Source organism: Cupriavidus sp. 05N38, assembly GCF_056397345.1.
The window spans coordinates 1-20,788 of record NZ_JBFTNF010000093.1 but is presented as its reverse complement, the minus strand read 5'-3'; the positions used below and the strand labels follow the sequence as shown (position 1 = coordinate 20,788).

Below are 20,788 nucleotides of genomic sequence, written 5' to 3'. Positions count from 1 at the left end.
CCGACATACAAAGTGCTATCGTGTTCCATGCTGGCCTCCGCGCTGGAAATCGCCGGGTGTGGCACTGTCCACACCATGCGGCTCTGGCAGTCATGCTAACCCGCGTTTGATTCCTCACGGCGGGCCAGCCTTTGCCTCCTGGGGAGTCATACTGACTAGCGCTGGAACACGGCCTGAACGTGAACATGCTCTTTCGCTGGCGTCGCATGTATAGAGCAGGCGATTTGGGCCCGCCTGAGGTTGCGAACGACCCACTGCTGTTGCCCGTCATCGTTGAGGCACCCGCAGTCGAAGGATCGGTCGACGTGCCTCCTGTAGGAAACCAGTGCGATCAGCCGGAAGCAACGCCCACCGGGGTCATACGGTTGCAACTGGCCAAGGGGCAAGTGAGCATTGAAGGCCGGGTCGATCCGGAAGTCCTGCGCACGGTGGTGCAATGCCTGAGCCAATGATGGGGCCGCCGGCGAACACCCGAATCTGGGTTGCCGCAGGTTTTACGGACATGCGATGCGGCTTTGATGGCCTGGCGGCCAAGGTGCAGACAGTACTTCAGAAGGACCCCTTCTCGGGCCACGTGTTCATCTTCAGAGGCAAACGTGGCGATCTGCTCAAGTGCCTGTATTGGCGCGATGGCGGACTGTGCCTGTTTGCCAAACGGCTGGAACGGGGGCGCTTCGCATGGCCGCGCGCCGAAGGTGGGGTAGTAGCTTTGACGAGCGCGCAACTTGGCCTACTGCTGGAGGGATTCGATTGGCGGCAGCCCATCGATTCCGCCCGTCCTTGCAGTGCTTTGTAAACGTCTGTGACAACGCACGTGAGAGGAGATGTGGGCGCGTAAACTGCCTGCATGAACTCCAGCGACGCTTCGCTTCCGGAAGACATCGACGCCTTGAAGGCGCTCCTGCTCGCGCGCGAAGCGGCGCTGCGCGAGCGTGACAGCGACCTGGAAGATCTGCGCGACACCGTCGCGACGCTTCAGAAGACTCTCTCGGACCGAGCGCTGGAAATCGAGAGCCTGAAGCTGTGGATCGCCAAGCTCCAGCGAATGCAGTTCGGGCGCAAGTCCGAGAAGATCGATCGCCAGATCGAGCAACTGGAATTGCGCCTTGAGGATCTGCAGGCCGACGAAGGCGCGACGGCTCTCGAGACGCGCAAGCAGCGCCCCAATGACGCGGGCAAGCCTACTGGACGCAAACCGCTCCCTGATCATCTACCGCCCGAAGATATCGTCCATCAGCCCGATGATGAGTGCTGCCCGCAGTGCGGTGGAGCACTCGGCGATCTCGGCGAGCAAATCGCCGAGCAGCTCGAGTACGTGCCTGGGCATTGGCAAGTGATTCGTCATCGTCGGCCGACGAAGGCCTGCGCTTGCTGTGACTGCATCGTGCAGGCTGCCGCACCCAGCCGACCCATTGATCGCGGTATGCCGGGTCCAGGCCTGCTCGCCCATGTCCTGGTTAGTAAGTTCTGCGACCATCTCCCCCTGTACCGTCAGTCAGCGATATACGCGCGGGACGGTGTCGAATTGAGCCGATCGACTCTGGCCGGTTGGGTCGGCCAGGCCAGTGCACTACTGCGCCCAGTTTCCGTTCCTGCAATTCAGCCTCGGCATCATTGGCATAGGACTGCTCGCATTGCCCGTCCGCTGGCGACACTACTCCTCACCATCAGCCGCGCTGCTGACGACACGCCCACTATTGACCGCTACCGTACAGACATACTACGTCGCGTGTGAAAATATGCTTTGTATACACGAAAGGCTACCCGGTCGATATCGTGGGGCGTGTGTTTTCTGCCAGGGGAATACTGGCGCAACGATCAAGTCCCTTTCCGTAGCGGAAAGAGAAATAATCCAGCGCGTTTCCTGGTTGGCCGCGATCGACGCATCGCCTGGCGTCCAAGTGCGCGCAGAACTAAAGGAGAGCATCATGAACAACATAATCTGGCTTGTGGGAGCCGTTGTTATCGTCATTTTTGTACTAGGTTTTTTTGGATTGCGGTAGGGTCATCTTCGTGGACAAGGAAAAAATTTGTTTATGACCTTGTAGCTGAGTAGCGCCAATGCGGATGAATCCGCGGCGCAGAAGCGCGGCACCAATCGATAAGAGCGTTGAAAAAGGGCTGCACAGCAAGTCTTTGGTATCTGGGCCGGTATTTTGTCAGGCTGAAAGCCTGCGACTGCCAAACGGACGAGCTGATCGAATGCGTCGCGCAAACATGCCGCATGAGACGCGATCCGCGCTTCAACATACTTGGCGATCCGGTTCCTTCCTGTGTTCAACGATGCATGGAGTCGAGTCTATCTCGTGGATTACTGCGCGCATCACTCGACTTATTACATACCGCATTTTCTAGCGGAGCAACTCACAATTGGACCCGGACAATTCGACACTGGATGTGCACGACGAATGCCGTGGCCATATATGCCTGCAAGGCGAGCGTAAGCCATTTCAGCAAACGGACATAGCGCCGGTAAGGAATGAATACCTGCAGCAGCAAGGAAATCATGCCGAACATCACGGCATACAGCTGCGTAGGACCGCCGGTGATCAGACTTAATGCCTCGCCCATGGCCGAGACGTCGGCCGCGATATTGACGGTATTGGCAATCAGGAGAAAGCTCACGATACCGTACAAGAGCCACGCCGGATAATGTTTGCGGACATTTGTGGCAAGCCCATGACCGCTTACCCGCCCGATCCGGGCGCTGACCACCTGTATGCCCACCATGAGCGGGTAGGTGAGGAGTACTGTCCACAGCATGTTGAAGCCAAACTGCGCGCCGGCTTGCGAATAGGTCGCAATGCCGCTGGGGTCGTCGTCCGCCGCGCCAGTGATCAGTCCCGGCCCAAGTTTCCCAAGCCATGATCGCTTGGCCGGGGCAGGCCCTGGCTTCTTCACCGGTGTCTCCAGCAACGGGATTGCCGCTAACATAGCAGGTTCCGGGACGCTCGCCCTCCAGTTCACGCGCCATGTGCGCCCAATGATTCGCACGCGGCTCCCTTTGCCTATACTCAGAGGCGCGTCATCCGCAAGCGCCGTGCGCGTTCCGCACGCCAGTTGCCGAGGGTAGCTATGGAGTTCAAGGATTACTACGCGATGCTTGGGGTGGAGCGCACGGCCACGCAAGATGAGATCAAGCGTGCCTACCGGAAGCTCGCGCGCAAGTATCACCCGGACGTCAGCAAGGAGCCGGATGCGGAAGCCCGGTTCAAGGACGTTGCTGAGGCCTATGTGGCGTTGAACGACGCGGAAAAGAGAGCGGCCTACGACGACGTGGAAGCTCGGTACAAGCACGGCCGCGAATTCACCCCGCCGCCGGGATGGGACAGTGGCTTCGAGTTCAGCGGTGGTGAAGCTGATCTCGATCACGACATGGATCGCAGCGATTTCTTCGAATCGCTGTTCGGGGCAAGATCGGCACAGGGTCGCGGGGCACGTCATGATGGCCGCATGGCCGGTGGGGATCATCACGCCAAAGTACAGATCGATCTGGTGGACGCTTACCTGGGGGGGCGCCGCACCATCTCGATGCACACGCCCCAGGTGGACGCAAGCGGGCATGTGTGCTTGCAGGAAAGGCAACTGGAAGTGAATATTCCCAAGGGCATTCGCGGTGGACAGCATCTTCGGCTTGCCGGACAGGGCGGCCCGGGGATCGGAGACGCGCCTGCCGGTGACCTGTACCTCGAGATCGCGATCGCGCCCCATCCGTTGTTCCGCGTCGACGATCGCGACGTCTACCTGGACCTGCGGGTCGCCCCATGGGAAGCCGCGCTGGGCACCCACGTCGACATACCCACGCCGGACGGCAGCGTTCTGCAAGTCAGCGTGCCGGCTGCCTCGTCGCCGGACCGCAAGCTGCGGCTAAAGGGCAAGGGCCTTCCCAGCACGCCACCCGGCGATTTCTATGCGGTGCTGTCCATCGCCTTGCCGCCGGCGGATACGGAAGACGCTAGGCAAGCATACCGGGAAATGGCCAAGGCCTTTAGCGGCTTTGCCCCGCGCGGTTCACTGGAGGCTTGATGCGATGAGCGATCAAAGTGGTTCGATACTGCATGGGATTCTTGTCGAGGAAGACGTTCAATTCTCGCTCATCGAGTTGAGCGTGGCCTGTCATGCCGACATTGAACAGGTGGTTGCCTTGGTCGATGAAGGCGTGCTGACGCCGTGCGGCGAGGACGAGCAGGGTTGGCGCTTTGAAGGCGCCACCCTGACACGTACCCGCGCCGCACTGCGGCTGACGCGTGACCTAGAGTTGAGCGCGGCGGGCGTTGCCCTAGTACTCGATCTGCTGGATGAGATCAACTCGCTCCGCGCGAGACTGCGGCGCGCGAACCTGACTTGATTTTGCCTTCGACTGGGCAGGCGCTGTGTTGCTCTGATAATTCCGCCAGACGGTACATTTGCGGACAGCATTCGTGCCCGGAACAGGCTATGAAACAGATGTGGGCGCACACGCCGCAACAGACCAAAGTCGGCACGGGACTTTCGGAAAATGTCCGGCGTTGCGCCCCGCCAGTTTCTATCCACGAATTGTGGGGCCGGCGATATCCATGGATTACGAAGGGGCTCCCGATGACGACAAACCGGCGCGCGGTAGCCTCAGTTCGTGGCGGCGGCGTCGAAGTGCCGGGCCCGATGGCCGGATCGCTGCGGAAGTCCTGGCACAACTCGATGGCCAACACGTGCGCTGCATTGCGCTGACCTCCACACAGGGGCTGGCGCGAGGCTCGACCGTGCAGGACACCATCTAGTGCGGCTGCTGCGCGAGCGGCTGGTCCAGTCCTCGCTCGAGGATGGTTCGGCCAGGACGATCTCAATGACGGTTGATGGCAGCGCTTCCCGCCCGCGCTCATGCTGCAGCTCGACGGAAATCCGCGTCACAGCCAGATGGTGGGCGGTCAACCAGCCGATCATCTGCACGTTCAAGCCACGCACGTAGCGCAGGGTGGCCTCCGCATGCTCGATGAGGTCGGGTATCCGCCTGTCGTTACTGGCAGTGGACACCCATGGCTACACGAACGCCGCATGGCCCTGGCCAAGGGCCTGTCGCCCGAAGATTCTGGCAGACTCCTCGGAAACCGGCGAACAAGTCGCGTGCGAGGTGGCGCGGAGGTAGGGCGTGCCCCTTTCGTAGAGTTCTATTACAGCCGCTATACCAACGAGGTGCTTCACAACCGGCAGGACCTGGTCGGCGCAGAGATCTGGGTGACCTGTCACCAGGAGGATGACTGTCGCATCGCACCGGCTTCCACCCTGGATGGCATGTCGCTAGGTGTGCTGCGGGCAGCGCCGCCTTGGAACTTGTCACCACACAGCCTGGCAGTCCGTGCTGCGGTTTGCCAAGCCTGCGCCCGTGGGCAGTTCAYGATTCCAGCCGGCGCTGACGCCATCGAAGTATTCCTGCGCTATGTGGAAAGCCAGACGAACCACAGATTGCCGGCCCACCCCGCCTACCTCGAGGCGAGGCGCATCCTGGCCGCAGCAGCCAACAGCTCGATCGGGGCAACCATGTTTGACGCCGCGGCGGCACGGGGCGACGTCGCAGGCCGTGCCCCGGGAATCGATAGCCCGTCGGGAGGAACCGGCCGGCGCTCTCCACAAGAGGTCGGGCCCGGGGCGCGGGGCCACGACTCCGAATCCACGCTGCCTCCGCGCCGAATGGCTCAGTCCAAATAGGCCATGACATTCTCACTGCCCGAACGCATCGATCCCCGACACTGCATCGTGACCAAGCAGTACGCCGTGTACACGCCGCCGATGCACGAGATGATTAAACAGGTGGGCGACTGGATCGAACAGCAGCGCCCCGGCAGCTACGTCTATGGCGCTTCTCGGCTGGGAAAGACGCGTTGTGTGCAGTGGTACGTTGCCAAGGTGCTGGAAGAGCGCTTCAAAGCCGCGGTGCCCTTGGTGGTGTGGAATCGGCGTCCCGACAGCCAGACCAGCGAAGCGGGGCTCTGGCACCAGATCTTTGCATCCTACAAACTCCACGGCGCTTCGTCTGACACTTCTTCACTTGTTGCGCGCAGCAAGAAGGCTCAGGATCTGCTTAGACAAAGGCACGGTTCGTGCCGATGCCAGTGGGCGCAAATCGGCCGCAACAACGGGGAGTCATGCTGGATCATGGTGCGCGCGGATAAAGCGATGCGTTGCAATTTCGCGCTTACATTCAGCCGGTGTCCCGCCAACGGCAGCACAAAATACTCGCGTTGTCCGCCACCGTACGGACATTCTCGCGGATCGCTGGGATCCTTGTTGTGCCGGATAGATCCGGTGCGGAACACGCGAACGCCAGTTCGGATCTGAACCGAGGGCAAGCAGAATGGTGCGAGATCAAGCCACGCGCAGACTGGTGCGACTTAGGCAACGACAACGGCGCGCTGGCAGCGTAGCGAACACTGCACACTGACCGGTGCGTACCTGGCGCGGGCGGGGCCCTCTCAGGCAACGTATTCGTTGCCCGGGAGGTTTGCCATGCCTTGCCTGGCTAGCGGATCTGCAGAGGGAAGAACAGGCTGATGCCGGGCGCCGGCTGGGGCACGTAAGCTACCGGGGGCGGCGCGTAGACATAGCGCTGGTTGTCATAGTAGTTGCCGTGATAGTCGCGATAGCCGCGATAGTCGTGATAGTCGTGATGGTCACGAGCGTGATCGTAGCGTTGGTTGCCCTGCCCGTTGCCGTTGTGTCCCTGACGGGACGAAGCATGCTGGTTGCCATGGTTCTGGCCGGGATGGTGGTCGTCGCCAAAGGCCGGTGCCGTCGACACGACACCCAGTGCCAGCGCCAGGCCGAATGCCGCGGCGGCCTTCACGGTCGCCGGGCGCACCCGGCGCGATCGCGTTGTTGAGGTGTTCATCATGCTCTCCTGTGCTTGAGCGAAAGCCCGAACCGCGCGGGGTTGCTTGTACCCACGGCGGCCGTCCGGGCCCGGGGCTTCAGTTCTTTGTCGACGCATGCTGTTGCCGGTTCCGGAAGATCAGGTCGGCATTCTTCTTCTGCACGTCCGACATGCTGTCGTACAGATCCCGGAACACGGGCGTGAGCTTCCTGATGCCATCGGCATGCGCATCGGCGATATCCCCGTAGGACTTGAGGTCGCCGACGGCGGTCATGCCCTTGGCATCCTCAGTGCGCTCCTGCCGCAGCGAATCCATCTTGCTTGCGTTGTTGCGTATGACCTGTGCGACCTTCTGCCAGAGTTGTTCCTGCGTGCGCGTAATCTGGAGCTTCGTGTGGAGGTCGCTGATGTGCGTATCGATGCGATCCTGCTTCGCGATCTTCAAGACATGCGGGGAGCCCTGCGCGTCCGTGGCGGTGATGGCCCCGGCGGGAACGGCCAGCGCCAGCATGGAGAAAAGCGCGACGGACGGCAGCACGTATGCCGTCTTCGGCAGGTACGATTGGGCAGTAAGTTTCATGATCGGTCTCCACGGGAATTCCATGATCCCGCCGACAGATCGCCATCGCTGGCGGCGCGATCGCATGCTTACTTGTGGACCAGATTCCGGCTTGTGTCTGTCCGGCACCGGACAAGGATGAGCACAGCGGGGCCGTTGCGGGCGTTGCGGTGCGGGAGCTCACCAGCTAAAGCGGTAGCTCCCGGAGGGGTGGAGCGCCCATTCCCCATTGCCCCTCAACTCCAGCACCTGCTGGTGATACTTCAGGAGAGTGGGACGGTGGCTGACACTGACTAGCGTTGTCGAACCCGTCGAAAGCTGGAAGTAGAGGTGTTCCTCGTTGCCGATGTCGAGGGCGCTGGTGGCCTCATCCAGCATGGCATAGCGTGGTTTGGCGAGCAGCACGCGGGCAAAGGTGAGGCGCTGCTGTTCTCCCACGGACAGCACCTTCCCCCAGTCCAGATCCACATCCAGGCCGCCAAATCTGTCCACGACGTCCGGCAGATTGACCATCTCAAGCAGCAGCCGGAGTTCCTTATCGGATACCTTGCGGCCATTGCGATCCGGATAGAGCAACTGGCTGCGCAGGCTGCCCAGCACCATGTAGGGATGCTGCGGCAGAAACAGCATATGCTCCAGTTCCGGCCTGACGATGCGGCCGGTCCCGCAGTTCCAGAGTCCCGCTATCGCGCGCATCAACGAACTCTTGCCACCCCCGCTCGCGCCCACGATCAGCAATCCCTCTCCCGGGTTGATCGATACCGTGAGATCCCTGACCAGGGTCCGTTCGTAGTTCGGCGTCTGCAAGGTGACATGCTCGAGCGCCAGGCGCGCGTCTCGCGCCGCTTCGATCTTGTTCCCACCGCCATGCGACGCGGCCTGCGCGGCCAGCGTGACAGGCGTCTGCGCCAGGGCGCCAGAGAATGTGCTCAGCCGGTCGAGTCCGGCGACGAACCGGCTCAGACTTTCAAAGTTGTCGACGATCACGGTGAGCGAGGCCAGGATCGCGGCAAATGCGCCGGCTGCCTGGATGGCCCGGCCAACTTCAAGTTCGCCGGAGAGGACGCGTGAAGCCACAATGGCACTCGGCAGCATGATGGTGAGGAACGCATAGCCATACTGGAAAAAATTCAGGTTCAGCTGCCATCGGATCAGTTTGTTGAAATTGGTGAAGAGATGGTCGAAACGGCCTCGCACATGCAGGGATTCGTGGGCCTCGCCGCGATGAAAGGTAATCGACTCCGCATTCTCGCGTACCCGAATCAAGCTGAAGCGAAAATCGGCTTCTCGTTTCAGCTGATAGAAATTCAGCCCGATCAGGATACGACCGAACACGAAGATCGAGATCGACGTGCCAACGATCGCATAGACAACAAGAAATAGCACCAGCTGCCTGGAGATCGACCAGAGAACACCACCGAACGCAATCAGCTGCAAAAGCGCCCCCAGACTGATTAGGAAAAAATACAACGATTGATTTGCAAACGTATTGATGTCTTCCGAGATCCGCTGGTCCGGATTGTCGATCGAGGCGCTGGCGTTCAGCTTGTAGAACGCATGATGACTGAAATACTTATCCAGGTAGTGACGGGTCAGCCAGCGGCGCCAGTGAATACCAAGCGTGTTCCTGACGTAGTAGTAAAAGGCGTAGACCGGCACGGCGGCGATCAACACATAGACGCATATCAGAATGGAGTGCCAGAATCTGCCGGCATCCTTCGCGGCCAGCGCCGATGTGAACTCCCCCGATTGCTCATTGAACAGTACGTTCGTCCCTGTTTGACCGAGCAGTAACAAGATCAATAGAATAAGGAGAATCCTCGCCTTCCATTTCTCCTGAGAGAACCAGTAAGGCTTTGCAATTTCCCAGAATCGCACCCACAAGTTGCCGCCAGATTTTCCCATCGTCCTTCTCTACGCGGCGTCGGGCCGGGTGACGCCTTTTGCCCATGACATGTCCCGCCTCACGCGTCCCTTTGATGTCTGCCGGATTCATTGGAGCCATTGGAGCCATTAGCGCGTCAGCTACTGAAATATAGGCCAACCTACCGACGCTGGCGGCTTTTTGCAGGGAATCGTAAATCTGTGGGCATGGCATCGGTCCGCGCCCAAATAAGTTCGCCAATCCGTACGCTTGCGGACAGCACTTCTGCCGGGAGGTAGCTATATGTATACGTAGGGGCGCACATGCCGCTACATACCAAAGTCGGCGCTGGGATTTTCTGGAACATGTCCGGTGTGGGGCCCCACCAGTTTCAGATTCGGATCGCGGGGCGAGCGTTGTTTGCCGGAATTTACGAACATGAATCACAAAGCACTCCGTCCCGGATCGCGGATAGTTGGGGGTAGTGGAATGTCAAAGGAAGCTCACCGAACCGTCGTCGTCATCTATCGAAGCCATCCGCAGCACTGGTTCTTTGCGGAGGTGGATGGCGGCTGCACCTATCGCTTCGGCCCGTTCGAGAGCGAAAAGATCGTCAACGATATTCTCCTTGTCATCTACCCTGCCGGCATACCACGTGAAACCCTTACCGCCGTGATGGATTGCGACGATGACACCTTGTTGCGCACCGCGCAGGGCGTTGCCTGTCCGCCGCCGGCCGGCGCATGGCCGATCGAGCCGGCGCAAATGCAGTCGGCCCGCGCCGCTGGCGCTTCCTGGCGAGTCTTGTTCAGCCGCCGTATTCAAGGCTGGATCCAAGGCTGGATGGCGGGAGGCCCAGTCTCTCGTTGAAAGGCTGAACGTCGAGGCTGAACGTCGCCTGGTACCGCCATCGCAGCGTGCTGGAACTACCCGCGCGCAGCGATGCGCTTTCTGCGTTCAATCCATGGCCAGCTCAGCGACCCTCAGCGAGGGACGATGACGACAGTGCTGTCGGCTTTGCTGCCTCTTGCCCCGGTACTGCCCGTACTACCCCTGGCGCCCGTGCCGCCAGTTGCACCCGTATCGCCGGTCGCGCCCGTGGAGCCCATTGCCCCAGCGCCCCCGGTCGCCCCGGTGTCTCCGGTTGCGCCCGTTTGGCCGGTCGCGCCCATGTAGCCGGTATTGCCGGTGTTGCCTTGTGCTCCGGTGCCACCCGTTGCGCCTTGCGGCCCGGCCGGGCCCGTGCATGCCGTCACAGCGAGCGCCATCAGTGCCGCGACTATCAGGTTCGAATATTTCATGATGATTCCTTTTTTGCTGACTTGAACGGCCCATGAAGTCGTGGGCTGTGTGACGGGCTGCTTATCCAATGAGAGCGGGAATACGCAGGGACAACGCCCTGACGCCTCACCGGTCTCCACGTTGCGAGGAAGCCGGACACCAGCCCTCGCGCGCAGCCATCGTAGGTGACACTACGCGAACTTCACCCTGGCGTCGGTACGCTAGCGGGCATCGATATCGGCGGGGGGCGCTTCTCGCCTGGATGCGTTTTCATGGATGCTGCCTTACTCCCGGTCCGTCACCGTACAGACGCCGTCGCGTTTCGGGGAATACAGTGATCGGGTCTTGCATAACGCTTCCCTACGATATTGACGGAGGAATCTGGAATGTCAGCCATCGAATCGGTTCTTCATGAACGCCGCCTCTTTCCGCCGCCGGCAGACCTGGCGGCGCACGCGGCGATCCCGAGCATGGACGCGTACAAGTTGCTGGTCGCCGAAGCCCAGCGCGACTACAACGGCTTCTGGGGACGTCTTGCCAGCGAAGCGCTCACCTGGAAGACGCCCTTCACCAAGGTGCTCGATGAGTCCAAGGCGCCTTTCTACACATGGTTCGAGGATGGCACGCTGAATGCCTCGTACAACTGTCTCGATCGCCATGTCGACGCGGGTAACGGCAACCGCGTAGCGATCCATTTCGAGGCTGACGATGGCACAGTCGTCAACGTGACGTACCAGGGCTTGCTGCAGCGTGTGTGCCGGTTCGCGAACGCGCTCAAGACGCAGGGCGTGAAGAAGGGCGACCGGGTCGTGATCTACATGCCGATGTCGGTGGAAGGCGTGGTCGCCATGCAGGCGTGCGCCCGCATCGGCGCCACGCATTCGATCGTGTTCGGTGGCTTCTCGGCAAAATCGCTCAATGAACGGCTGGTTGACGTAGGCGCCGTTGCGCTCATCACCGCCGATGAACAGATGCGCGGCGGCAAGGCGCTGCCGCTGAAGAATATCGCGGACGAAGCMCTGGCCCWGGGCGGCTGCGAAGCCGTGAAGAGCGTGATCGTCTACCGCCGCACCGGCGGCAAGATCCAGTGGCATGTGGATCGCGACTTCTGGATGCACGAACTTGCGCAGTCGGAAGCCGGCACCTGCGAGCCGGAATGGGTCAGCGCGGAGCATCCGCTTTTCATCCTCTACACCTCCGGCTCGACCGGCCGGCCCAAGGGCGTGCAGCACAGCACCGGGGGCTTCTTGCTGTGGGCCGCGCAGACCATGGCGTGGACCTTCGACCTGAAACCATCCGATGTGTTCTGGTGTACCGCCGACATCGGCTGGATCACCGGGCACAGCTACATTGCCTATGGCCCGCTTGCGATGGGCGGCACCCAGGTGATGTTCGAGGGCGTGCCGACCTATCCCGACGCGGGCCGCTTCTGGGACATGATCGCGAGGCACAAGGTCACGGTCTTCTACACCGCGCCGACCGCCATCCGCTCGCTGATCAAGTCCGCGGCCGTCGACGAGAAGGTACATCCCGCGCGCTACGACCTTTCCTCCCTGCGTATCCTCGGCACGGTCGGCGAGCCGATCAATCCGGAAGCCTGGATGTGGTACTACAYGAACATCGGCGGCTCCCGCTGCCCGATTCTGGATACCTGGTGGCAGACCGAAACGGGTGGTCACATGATCTCGCCGCTGCCCGGGGCCACGCCGCTGGTGCCGGGCTCGTGCACGCTGCCGCTGCCCGGCATCATGGCCGCGATCGTCGATGAAACGGGACAGGACGTGCCGGCAGGCCAGGGCGGGATCCTGGTCATCAAGCGCCCATGGCCCGCCATGCTGCGCACCATCTGGGGCGATCCTGAACGCTACAAGACCAGCTATTTCCCCGAGGAGCTCGGCGGCAAGCTCTACCTCGCCGGCGACGGCGCAGTGCGCGATGTGGAGACCGGCTATTTCACCATCATGGGCCGCATCGACGATGTGCTCAACGTGTCCGGCCACCGGCTCGGCACGATGGAGATCGAGTCGGCTCTGGTTGCGAACGTGCTTGTTGCCGAAGCCGCGGTGGTCGGCCGTCCGGACGATGTCACGGGCGAATCGGTGATCGCGTTCGTGGTGTTGAAGGGCCCGCGGCCGGAAGGCGAGGCCGCGGAGAAGATCGCCGGCGAGCTGCGCGCCTGGGTGGGCAAGGAGATCGGACCGATCGCCAAGCCCCGGGACATCCGCTTTGGCGATAACCTGCCGAAGACCCGCTCCGGCAAGATCATGCGCCGTCTGTTGCGTTCTCTGGCCAAGGGCGAAGAGATCACGCAAGACGTGTCAACCCTTGAGAACCCGGCGATTCTCGAGCAGCTTCGTTGAACAGGCAGAGGCCGGAATCCGGGCTGCCGGGGCGTCTCCTCATTGGAGCGCCTCGGGGCCGCCGCCCCCCCCGCCATCCTGGAGATATAAAGTGAGCACAGCATCGACCCAACTCAAGCTATCGAATCCCGCCCCGCTGGGACTGGCGGGCTTCGCGTTGACAACATGGCTGCTCAGCATGATCAACGCGGGCTGGTTCCCGGCAGAATCCATGGGGCTCGTACTGGCCTGCGCGCTGGCCTATGGCGGTACCGCGCAGGCCATCGCAGGCGTGATGGAGCTGCCGCGCGGCAATACGTTCGGCGCCACGGCATTCCTGAGCTATGGGGCGTTCTGGTGGTCGTTCGCGCTGTTCCTCATGTTCCCGCACGACAAGGTGCCGGCCGCATTCGTGGGGTGGTACCTGTTCCTGTGGGGCGTCTTTACGTTCTACATGTGGCTGGCCACGTTCAGGTCGCCACGGGCGCTGCAACTGGTTTTCCTGGCGCTGTGGATCACCTTCTTCCTGCTGGCCGCGGGCGACTGGACGGGTTCCGGCGCGTTGCATATCGCTGGCGGATACACCGGGCTCCTGACGGCGGCACTGGCGTTCTACCTATCGGCGGCCGACGTCATCAATGAGGTGTATCAGCGAGCCGTGCTTCCGGTCGGAGCAGCGCGAGGCCTCCCGCCGCAACGCGTCCCGGAAGCGGTGCCGCACGCAGTGTAGCGCCGCAGCCGAGGGAGGCAGGCGGCCTCAGAGCCGCGTCTCCCGCTGATACCGGTCCTGCTCCCAGTACGGGGGCTGGCCATAGTACTCATGGATGCTGGTGGCCCATTGCTCGTCCGCCATGCTTGGCCAGTGGTCCTTGTCAAAGCCGGGCGCGGCCTCCAGCACTTCCTTCTCGATGCCTAGCACAAAGCTCTTGCACTGGATGTCGAGCGTGAGCGCGGACCAGGGCACGGCGAAGAGCTTTCCGCCCATGCCGAGGAATCCGCCAAAGGACAGCACCGCATAGGCGATGCGCCCGCCCCGTCCAGCATGATGTGGTCGACTTTGCCCAGCTTGTCGCCGCCGGGGCCAATCACCGGGTTGCCTTCCAGCGTATCGGCAGCCATCAGGAACGGCCCGGGCCCGGGACTGTTCTCTTCGATCTTGCCGACGATGGTGGCGCGCGGGCCACCGCTGTTGTGGTCGAGTTCATAGGGATTCATGGGTTGACTCCAGGCAGGGGAATGCCTTCGGCGAATGCAACAAGCGGCAGCCCCCGCCGCAGCGCCGCGGCCGGTGGCTCGTGGCGCTGCGCGGGCTGTTCGTTACAACTGGTGGACGGACAGATGATTCTCGACCGACTTCACGCCGTTGACGGCGTGGGTCACATCGGCTGCAGTCTGTCTTTGGGTCGCGGTCGGGACGCTGCCGGTCAGGCGCACCACGCCTTCGCGGGTGCGGACATGCACGTGCGTTGAGCTCAGCTTCTTCTGTTCAAGCAAACTGGCCTTGACCTTGGTCGTGATCGCGGTGTCGCTCATGGCGTCGCCAACCGGCTCATGGGTCGGATTGATCGACGACATGGGCGACGGCCCGGCGTCGTTCGTGGCGCCAAGGCTCAGCGGAGCGTACAGGCTGGCCGCGAGGGTGATGCACGCGGTGCCGATGGCGTATGTCAGGGGATGGATGGTTTTCACGTCAGTTACCTCGATTCAGATCCAATCGGTTGTCATAAGCCGGAGCGGCTCGTCGGGCGAGCCAGCCCCAGGCGAATGCAACCGCGCGGCATGGTCTCGCGAGGGATCGTATCTCCCTGCAAGCGGCATCCGATGGATCGAGACTGACATGGATCGGCCATGGCGTCGGTACGATGGCGGACACGGAGATGTCTTTCATGGCACTTCGCCTTGCGCAAGCGCTTGCCGGACAGGCGCCGCTCAAGCGCTGCTCAGGCGCGCATGGTCACCAGCATCGCGCAGACAGCCAAGGCCATCATCAGCGTGGCGAGCCAGCTCAGCACCTTCAGCCTTGTGCTGATGACGAACTCGCCCATGATGTCGGTGCGCGCCGCCATCAGCATCGTCACCGCCTTGATCGGGTCGATCGCGGTGAAGCCCAGCGCAATGCCGATCAGGGTGGAGACGGCGATGATGCCGTAGAAGGCCTTTGCCGTCATCGGCGTGCGCTCCAGGCTGTTCTTCCATTTGAAGGCGCCCTCATCGGCACCGGCTTGCTGGCGATTCCCGTGCTGGGCGGATCCTCCGCCTATGCCATGGCGCGATGACGCCATGCAGGTTGAGCGTCACTGCTGTCGTCGGGATGATGAAGAACGCCACCAGGTTCGAGAAGCCCATGCCGACATAGTATCGATGCCGGCACTGAACAGCATGAAGGCGAAATCGCCGGCAATGGGGCGAGCGCGGTGGCTGCCTGCGCCGAGGTCTGGATTTCGTTGCTGACTACCCGGCGGGTTCATGCCCGGCTCGCGCAGCGACTTCGGCTTGCGCTTCATGCCGTCGGTCGAAGGCGGCTTGCTGGAGTTGTGGCTATCCTTCTCCAGCTTCGTCTCAAGCGCATCGAGCCGCGTCACCAACTCAATGATGAGAGCGTCCTTCTGCTCTGGCGTCAGGTCGTTGAGGCTCGGGATCTTCGTCATGCGTAGCACTATGAAGCACTTCGCAGAGGTGGGCCCATGCGGCTGGCGGATCACCCAGCCACAGATCTTGTTTAATGAAGGCGAACTTCCTTCCGCCTTGAACTAATGTGGAAACAGGACTCCGATCGCCGCGAGCAACCTTGCCGCGTATCCGCACGCTGGGCACGACACCGTGAAAGTGCCGGCTAATTTGCCTTTCATCAGTCCACGCCCTGTCGCGGTCATCCAACCCTTGGTATTCGTACACGACTGGGGTGCCTATGAGGATTGCGCAGATTGCACCATTAGCCGAGCGCTGCCCGCCAAGCCTGTATGGCGGCACGGAGCGAATCGTCTCCTACCTGGCCGAAGAACTGGTGCGGCAGGGCCACGAAGTCACGCTGTTCGCAAGCGGTGACTCGGCCACGCGAGCCGAGCTGGTACCGTGCTGCGACATGGCGCTGCGCCTGGATACGCGCGTGCGCGATCCGTTACCCTATTATGTTGTGATGCTGGACCGAGTCATGGCGAGGGCCAGCAGCTTTGACGTGCTGCATTTCCATATCGACATGGTGCATTTCCCGTTGCTGCGACGCATGCCCGTGCGGGCCGTGACGACCTTACATGGCCGTTTGGACCTGCCCGACCTGCAGCCGTTCTACGCGCACTTCCCGCATTTTCCGCTGGTGTCGGTCTCCACCGCGCAGCGCGCGCCGATGCCGCCGGTGAACTGGGCCGGCACCGTGCACCACGGGCTGCCGGTGAACTTGCTGCCCTGCTGTGCCAATCCACGCGGCGACTACCTGGCATTCCTCGGCCGGATTTCGCCGGAGAAACGTCCCGACCATGCCATCGAGATTGCGGCACGCGCTGGAATGCCGCTGAAGATCGCCGCCAAGATCGACAAGGTTGACCGCGACTACTGGGAGAGCACCATCCGCCCCCTAGTCGCGGGGCACCCGGGAGTCGACTATATCGGCGAGATCGATGAATATCACAAAGCCGCCTTCCTTGGCAATGCGCGCGCGCTGCTGTTTCCCATCGACTGGCCGGAACCGTTCGGGCTGGTGATGATCGAGGCGATGGCGTGCGGCACACCCGTAATCGCGTTTGCATGCGGCTCGGTGCCGGAAGTGATTGAGGCCGGCGTTAGCGGCTATATCGTGCGCAGTATTGATGAAGCGGTGGCGGCGGTGCATCGCGCGGCCACGCTGCCGCGCGCCGCCGTGCGCGCAGCCTTCGAAGGGCGCTTCACCGTTGAGCGGATGGCGCTCGAGTACGTGCGCATCTACCGGAGCCTGGCGGAACCCGACGAAGCAGACGCGTCGGAAGGCGAGTCCGGCGAACCGGCGCTCGCATGAACGGAGGAATCTCACCATGCTTACGGACCCCAATGAACTACCAGTCAGCCCGGGGCTAGTCGCCGGTGCCAACCAGGTCGCCCAATTCTACATCCCAGCGGCGGCGTCTCTGCAAGAACGGCGCCCGCGCACGCTAAAGCACGGCGACACCTTCGCGCTGTTCGACCACAACGGTGATGCGATCGGAGCGCTTGGCAGCCCCGAAGGACTGTTTCACTTCGATACCCGGCACCTCTCCTATCTGCGGCTAACCATCGACGGCGAGCGGCCGATGCTGCTGTCGTCAACACTGCGCGACGACAACGCCGCGCTGACCTGCGACCTGACCAACCCCGACCTGTTTGATGACGATGGCAAGCTGAGGCTCGAGCACGACCTGATCCACCTGCGCAGATCGCGCTTCCTGTGGAATGGCGCCTGCTATGAGCGGCTGAGCCTGCGCAACTATGACGAGGTGTCACGGCGCGTGCGCGTGGATATTGCCTTCGATGCCGACTTCGCCGACCTGTTCGAAGTGCGCGGCGCGCAGCGGCCGCGGCGCGGCACCGTGCATGCACCGGTTGTCGCGGGCGCCGCGGTCACGCTGAGCTATACCGGCCTGGACCAGGGGCGGCGCGAAACGCGGCTCGCCTTTGACCCGGCGCCGGCCGAGCTACGTGGAAACGGCGCGAGCTTCACCCTGACGCTCGAGCCGTCGTGCTCCCAGGTGCTTCGCATGGAAATACGCTGCACGTCGGTGCAGCGCGAGGCCGAGGAGACGCAATCCTTCCTTAGCGCACTGCTCCAGTCGCGGCGTGAGCTGCGACGCGCGACACGCCGCGCGGCATCCATCACCACCTCCAACGAACTCTTCAACGAGGTGGCGCGGCGCAGCGTATCTGACCTCTACATGCTGCTGACCAACACCGTGCACGGGCCCTACCCGTATGCCGGCATTCCGTGGTTCAGCACGGTATTCGGGCGCGATGCGCTGATCACGGCGTTGCAAACGCTTTGGCTGGACCCAGAGATCGCACGCGGCGTGCTGCAATACCTTGCCGTGATGCAGGCGGAAACGGTCGATCCCCAGGCCGATGCCGAACCGGGCAAGATCCTGCACGAAATGCGCCATGGCGAGATGGCACGACTCGGGGAGGTGCCGTTCGGGCTCTATTACGGCAGCGTAGATGCCACGCCGCTGTTTGTGCTGCTGGCCGGCGCCTACCTCCGGCGCACCGGCGATGTCGAGACCATTCGCACGCTGTGGCCGAACATCCGGGCGGCGCTGGGCTGGATTAACGACTATGGCGATCGCGATGGCGACCTGTTTGTCGAATATGGCAGGCAGTCGCCGGAAGGCCTCATCAACCAGGGCTGGAAAGACAGCCGCGATTCGGTCTTCCATGAGGACGGGCGGCTCGCCCCCGGCCCGATTGCGCTGGCCGAGGTGCAGGCCTACACCTATGGCGCCTGGCAGGCTGCAGCGTCGATCCGCGCGGCGCTGGACGACAGCGAAGGCGCAGCGGCCTACGCGGCCAAGGCTGAATTGCTGCGCGACGCGTTCGACGCACGCTTCTATGACGCGGCGCTGGGCACCTATGTGCTGGCGCTGGACGGCGACAAGCGCCCCTGTCGCATACGTGCTTCCAATGCGGGCCATACTCTGTTCACCGGAATCGCGCTCCCCGAGCGCGCGCCCTCGGTGGTGGCGACCCTGATGGAAAGCACCTCATTCTGCGGCTGGGGCATCCGCACCGTGTCCGCCGATGCGGCACGCTTTAACCCCATGAGCTACCACAACGGCTCGGTATGGCCGCACGACAACGCACTGATCGCCGCCGGCATGGCGCGCTACGGCTTCCATCCGGAAACCAGCCGCATCTTCGAGGGCCTGTTCGCGGCCTCCAACTATATCGACCTGCGACGCCTGCCCGAGCTGTTCTGCGGCTTCCCGCGCCAGCGCAGCCAGGGCCCGACGTTCTATCCGGTGGCCTGCTCGCCGCAGGCCTGGGCTGCCGCCGCTCCGCTGCTGCTATTGCAGGCCTGCCTGGGGCTGAACTTCGACACGCGCGAGCCGGCGATCACCTTCGAGGATCCTTCGCTACCGCCCTTCCTCGACGAAGTGATATTCCGCAACTTGGCTGTCGGTGGTGGCAGCGCCGACGTGGCGGTGCGCCGCTCTGGCGAGCGTGTGGTGGTTGACGTGTTGTCCCGGCAGGGGCCGATTCGGATTATCACGCGGAATTAGCCGGCGCCAGCTTCCGTGGCCTTACGCCAGTTCGAACCCATGCCGCGCCAGCGGCATGGGCATGGTGCGCTCGCCCCTTGCCACGAGTCAGGTCAGGAGACGGGGCCCAGACCCGGCGCCTGAGGATTGCGGATCCCAGCAGGCCGGGGTCCTCTCATGATGCAGTGCCCTCCGTCCAGTTCTCCGCGATGTTATCAAGCAGCGTAGCCGGGTTTTTCTCGTCACAATGCGCTCGGCGTGAGCAACTGGCTGTCCTTGCGGGCGTTCTACGCGCGTGGGCGAACGCTATCCGACCATCAACTGCTGACCTGCCAGACGCTCGGGGATAACGGGAAATCAACGTCGAGCGCTTGTGCGGGCGCTCCGCGACGAAGTGCTGCATTGTGCCGTTCGGGACCGACTGGTGTCGTATGTGCACCAGTTATAGGCGGAAGTCTCAAGTGGGTATCTTGTGTGTGCACTCAACGGCGCCTTGGTGGTGTGTAACTTCTGTCGCCTCGCGCCCAGACTTCCAGTCTGCCGTGTTAGACGCCTTCGATTGCTGGGTGGTCGCTCGGGTAAATTCAGCCCACGGACCAGACAAATGGAGACTGCCACGGTCAAACAAAAATATGCATATCGTGCCACACCACGATGGTCGGCATGTGGTCCGCGAAGGGGCGCATCAGGCTCCTTCGCAGCACGACAGCCAGGAGGAGCGATCGAATCCGGCACCGCCGAGGCCAAAAGGGATAACGTGGAATTGTTGGTCCATGGTAGGGACGGCCAGATTCGTATGCTCTACAGCTATGGCCACGATCCGCGGAACGTGAAGGGCTATCTAGTCTTGCGGGATTGCTTGCGACCGCTGGCGAGGTAACCGCGGGGACAGATGCGCCCAGATTGCCTGCGGCAATGGAGGGTGTCCCCGCCATCAATAGACCCGTCGGAGCCCCGGAAGGTGAGTTTGGCGGCGGCATTGTGAAGTCCGCGCGGACACCCGTGACAAACGTTACCGACAGTGCAATCACCATGAAGGTGAGAGAGCAGCTTCCTGCCTCCGGGCTTCGATCAGGCCGGATGCGGGTGAGTACCGATAACGGCATCGTGCAGCTCAACGGCAAGGCGCAAAGCGATACCGAAAAACTGACGGCCTTGAATGCGGTCCGAACAGTGGAGGGCGTGCAATCTGTCGTGGACGGCCTTGAGGTCGAGAAATAGGTATTGCATACCTTTCGCAGAAAAAGCCCCCGGCGATGCTTAGCGTGTTGACGGGGCGGTTGAACGTCCGGCCTGGGCATTTGATCAGGCTGGCCCCGCGCCCGACGTCTTCACGCAGTGAATGGCGGCGGAGCAGGGGAAGCGGCTGGCGGATCTAGCAGGCTGTTGAAAAGCACTCCGCCACGAAGGGCGCAGCGCAGCTAGACACGACTCGACATGCAAATGGCCGCTGAATTCCTACCATGCCATGCGATTGGGCGCCCCAATTCCGAGGCGCGCCAGAACGGCGCTGTGCGGCAACCGCGCTTTGGCGGCTCATTGCACCGCTCCTCGCGGCACCGCACCCAGTATTCGTGCGATTCGGGTCAGATTGCTGGCGATCATCGTCAGCTTGAAGTGTTGGTCCACGCGTTCGAGGCCACGATATACGGTTTGGCGAAGCCGTCCGACCGTCTTGCCCCAGCCAAAGTGCTCTTAAGTGCTCTT

19 protein-coding genes and 4 pseudogenes are annotated in these 20,788 nt (G+C 62.3%); 14 read left to right on the top strand and 9 right to left on the bottom strand.

What is annotated here, in order from left to right; genetic code table 11:
* Positions 1–179 precede the first annotated feature (179 nt).
* From AC1DK4_RS37215 to AC1DK4_RS37205, 3 genes and pseudogenes are all read left to right on the top strand, one after another.
* Positions 180–452 carry a hypothetical protein gene (locus tag AC1DK4_RS37215; protein ID WP_441650347.1) on the top strand — a complete coding sequence of 91 codons (273 nt, stop codon included), beginning with the start codon at positions 180–182 and terminating at the stop codon, positions 450–452.
* Positions 437–796, top strand: coding sequence for an IS66 family insertion sequence element accessory protein TnpB (tnpB, locus tag AC1DK4_RS37210; protein WP_441650346.1), 360 nt, complete (start codon positions 437–439; stop codon positions 794–796). The genes AC1DK4_RS37215 and tnpB overlap by 16 nt, the downstream gene beginning before the upstream one ends.
* Positions 797–847: 51 nt before the next feature.
* Positions 848–1,585: pseudogene (locus tag AC1DK4_RS37205) on the top strand (transposase domain-containing protein); the annotation flags it as partial.
* Positions 1,586–2,394: 809 nt separating this feature from the next.
* On the opposite strand, the pseudogene AC1DK4_RS37200 reads toward AC1DK4_RS37205, so the two are convergent.
* A pseudogene (locus AC1DK4_RS37200) lies at positions 2,395–2,934 on the bottom strand (NRAMP family divalent metal transporter); the annotation flags it as partial.
* A gap of 141 nt (positions 2,935–3,075) precedes the next feature.
* Between AC1DK4_RS37200 and AC1DK4_RS37195 the strand changes: the two are divergent.
* The 4 genes from AC1DK4_RS37195 to AC1DK4_RS37180 all read left to right on the top strand — a co-directional run bounded on the left by AC1DK4_RS37195 (position 3,076) and on the right by AC1DK4_RS37180 (position 6,312).
* Positions 3,076–4,026, top strand: coding sequence for a DnaJ C-terminal domain-containing protein (locus AC1DK4_RS37195; RefSeq protein ID WP_441650345.1), 951 nt, complete (start codon positions 3,076–3,078; stop codon positions 4,024–4,026).
* 4 nt (positions 4,027–4,030) lie between these two features.
* Positions 4,031–4,348, top strand: coding sequence for a chaperone modulator CbpM (locus tag AC1DK4_RS37190; protein WP_441650344.1), 318 nt, complete (start codon positions 4,031–4,033; stop codon positions 4,346–4,348).
* Positions 4,349–4,556: 208 nt separating this feature from the next.
* Positions 4,557–4,757, top strand: coding sequence for a hypothetical protein (locus AC1DK4_RS37185; protein WP_441650343.1), 201 nt, complete (start codon positions 4,557–4,559; stop codon positions 4,755–4,757).
* 928 nt (positions 4,758–5,685) lie between these two features.
* On the top strand, positions 5,686–6,312 hold the full coding sequence (locus AC1DK4_RS37180; RefSeq protein WP_441650342.1) for a hypothetical protein: 627 nt from the start codon (positions 5,686–5,688) through the stop codon (positions 6,310–6,312).
* 181 nt (positions 6,313–6,493) lie between these two features.
* On the opposite strand, the gene AC1DK4_RS37175 is transcribed toward AC1DK4_RS37180, so the two are convergent.
* From AC1DK4_RS37175 to AC1DK4_RS37165, 3 genes are all read right to left on the bottom strand, one after another.
* Positions 6,494–6,862: a hypothetical protein gene (locus AC1DK4_RS37175; protein ID WP_441650341.1), complete on the bottom strand. Its 369-nt coding sequence runs from the start codon at positions 6,860–6,862 to the stop codon at positions 6,494–6,496.
* Positions 6,863–6,941: 79 nt separating this feature from the next.
* Positions 6,942–7,424, bottom strand: coding sequence for a Spy/CpxP family protein refolding chaperone (locus AC1DK4_RS37170; RefSeq protein WP_441650340.1), 483 nt, complete (start codon positions 7,422–7,424; stop codon positions 6,942–6,944).
* 159 nt (positions 7,425–7,583) lie between these two features.
* Positions 7,584–9,308, bottom strand: a complete 1,725-nt coding sequence (locus AC1DK4_RS37165) for an ABC transporter ATP-binding protein/permease (RefSeq protein WP_441650339.1) — start codon at positions 9,306–9,308, stop codon at positions 7,584–7,586.
* A gap of 448 nt (positions 9,309–9,756) precedes the next feature.
* Between AC1DK4_RS37165 and AC1DK4_RS37160 the strand changes: the two genes are divergently transcribed.
* The 3 genes from AC1DK4_RS37160 (at position 9,757) to AC1DK4_RS37150 (ending at position 13,617) form a co-directional block, all read left to right on the top strand.
* Complete coding sequence (locus tag AC1DK4_RS37160; protein ID WP_441650338.1) at positions 9,757–10,137, top strand: hypothetical protein; 381 nt, start codon at positions 9,757–9,759, stop codon at positions 10,135–10,137.
* A 797-nt stretch (positions 10,138–10,934) separates the two neighbouring features.
* On the top strand, positions 10,935–12,908 hold the full coding sequence (acs, locus tag AC1DK4_RS37155; RefSeq protein WP_477132139.1) for an acetate--CoA ligase: 1,974 nt from the start codon (positions 10,935–10,937) through the stop codon (positions 12,906–12,908).
* A gap of 91 nt (positions 12,909–12,999) precedes the next feature.
* Positions 13,000–13,617 (top strand): acetate uptake transporter, encoded by a 618-nt coding sequence (locus AC1DK4_RS37150; protein ID WP_441650336.1) that lies wholly within the window; start codon positions 13,000–13,002, stop codon positions 13,615–13,617.
* A 27-nt stretch (positions 13,618–13,644) separates the two neighbouring features.
* Here the strand turns inward: AC1DK4_RS37150 and AC1DK4_RS37145 are convergent.
* The 4 genes and pseudogenes from AC1DK4_RS37145 to AC1DK4_RS37130 form a co-directional block, all read right to left on the bottom strand.
* Positions 13,645–14,102, bottom strand: a pseudogene (locus AC1DK4_RS37145) (PRC-barrel domain-containing protein).
* 102 nt (positions 14,103–14,204) lie between these two features.
* Positions 14,205–14,576: a BON domain-containing protein gene (locus AC1DK4_RS37140; RefSeq protein ID WP_441650335.1), complete on the bottom strand. Its 372-nt coding sequence runs from the start codon at positions 14,574–14,576 to the stop codon at positions 14,205–14,207.
* Between the two features lie 251 nt (positions 14,577–14,827).
* Positions 14,828–15,055, bottom strand: a complete 228-nt coding sequence (locus tag AC1DK4_RS37135; protein ID WP_441650334.1) for a hypothetical protein — start codon at positions 15,053–15,055, stop codon at positions 14,828–14,830.
* A 126-nt stretch (positions 15,056–15,181) separates the two neighbouring features.
* Positions 15,182–15,535: a DUF6444 domain-containing protein gene (locus AC1DK4_RS37130; protein WP_441650333.1), complete on the bottom strand. Its 354-nt coding sequence runs from the start codon at positions 15,533–15,535 to the stop codon at positions 15,182–15,184.
* Between the two features lie 260 nt (positions 15,536–15,795).
* On the opposite strand from AC1DK4_RS37130, the gene AC1DK4_RS37125 reads away from it, so the two are divergent.
* The 4 genes from AC1DK4_RS37125 (at position 15,796) to AC1DK4_RS37110 (ending at position 20,302) form a co-directional block, all read left to right on the top strand.
* A complete protein-coding gene (locus tag AC1DK4_RS37125; protein WP_441650332.1) occupies positions 15,796–16,875 on the top strand; it encodes a glycosyltransferase family 4 protein in 1,080 nt (359 codons plus the stop codon).
* A gap of 16 nt (positions 16,876–16,891) precedes the next feature.
* Positions 16,892–19,102: an amylo-alpha-1,6-glucosidase gene (locus AC1DK4_RS37120; protein ID WP_441650331.1), complete on the top strand. Its 2,211-nt coding sequence runs from the start codon at positions 16,892–16,894 to the stop codon at positions 19,100–19,102.
* 583 nt (positions 19,103–19,685) lie between these two features.
* A complete protein-coding gene (locus AC1DK4_RS37115; protein ID WP_441650330.1) occupies positions 19,686–19,961 on the top strand; it encodes a DUF2188 domain-containing protein in 276 nt (91 codons plus the stop codon).
* A gap of 122 nt (positions 19,962–20,083) precedes the next feature.
* Entirely contained in the window at positions 20,084–20,302 is a 219-nt protein-coding gene (locus AC1DK4_RS37110; RefSeq protein ID WP_441650329.1) for a BON domain-containing protein, read from the top strand.
* 315 nt (positions 20,303–20,617) lie between these two features.
* Here the strand turns inward: AC1DK4_RS37110 and AC1DK4_RS37105 are convergent.
* A pseudogene (locus AC1DK4_RS37105) lies at positions 20,618–20,776 on the bottom strand (IS5/IS1182 family transposase); the annotation flags it as partial.
* Positions 20,777–20,788: the final 12 nt, after the last annotated feature.